Origin of the sequence: Algoriphagus sp. 4150 (assembly GCF_031457395.1) — a bacterium.
GTDB lineage: Bacteria > Bacteroidota > Bacteroidia > Cytophagales > Cyclobacteriaceae > Algoriphagus.
The window spans coordinates 1-1012 of sequence record NZ_JAVDWS010000074.1; the positions used below are offsets into that span (position 1 = coordinate 1).

At 37.1% G+C, this 1012-nt stretch carries 2 protein-coding genes; both read left to right on the forward strand.

The features are described 5' to 3' along the window. A partial coding sequence (locus J2X69_RS24765) for a phosphopantetheine-binding protein (RefSeq protein ID WP_310109564.1) occupies nucleotides 1–546 on the forward strand: 546 nt, incomplete at its 5' end. 42 nt (nucleotides 547–588) lie between these two features. Then, nucleotides 589–1012: hypothetical protein (locus J2X69_RS24770; RefSeq protein ID WP_310109566.1), on the forward strand; the 424-nt coding region annotated here is incomplete at its 3' end.

The following is a 1012-nucleotide window of genomic DNA, read 5'->3' on the forward strand; positions in this document are numbered from 1 at the left end:
TCCTCTAAACTTGCACGCATAGAAGGTGTTGAGAAGACCTTGACCACTATACAGGACAATCAGCTCGTTGCCTATCTCGTCCTTAATAAAACAAAAGTAAAATCTGATAGCCACTTAGGGGAGATTCCTTTGTCACATTGTATTAATCAGCAGATTATAAGGTATTTGCCTTCCTATATGGTGCCTAGTCACTACATTGTGATGGATGAATTACCCCTGACGTTAAATGGTAAAATAGATTATCGACAATTACCAATGGTCGAAATGTTACAGGAGGAATATGTCGCGCCCTTAACGGATGTGGAGAAAACTCTGTGCGCTGTATGGCAACAGGTACTAGGATTGAAGAGGGTGAGCGTTACTGACAATTTCTTTAGAATAGGAGGGAATTCTATTACTGCAATACAAGTATCGCATCAAATGAGTAAAATCCTAGGATATAGTATAAATGTTTCGGAGATATTTAAATATTCTTCCATTAACGAATTGGTCCATAGATTTGAGGCATTATCCAATAACATTGACACTGTTGATTGGACAGTTTAAGAAATCAATATGAAATGACACGTTAAATCATTTTAAGATTTCATGGAGATTGACGAGCTTGATTGGTTGTGGAAATTGAATTTCATTTTTGAGAATAACATCATTGTACAGATGAAAGATAATTCTAATATGCAGGAGGCATTGAAAGCCATATACGAGGCAAACAAGCAAGGTGTCTGGCTTTGGGTTCAAGACAATAAGACAAGGTTTAAATCTTCTTCAGAGGAGAACGATGTTTTAGAAATCATGATAAAGCTTCGGAAATATAAAGACGAGATTTTAAAAATACTGGTGTATAATTGGGTTCTCAGTGACCAGTCAATTCAACCCTATATCTATCAGATAGCTGAGCGAGAGTCTGTTTTATCGTTTGCTCAGGAGCGATTATGGTTTATCGAACAATTTGAACAAGGGACGAATGCATACCATATTCCGGTGGTATTTGAATTGGGGGAAATGACAAGTG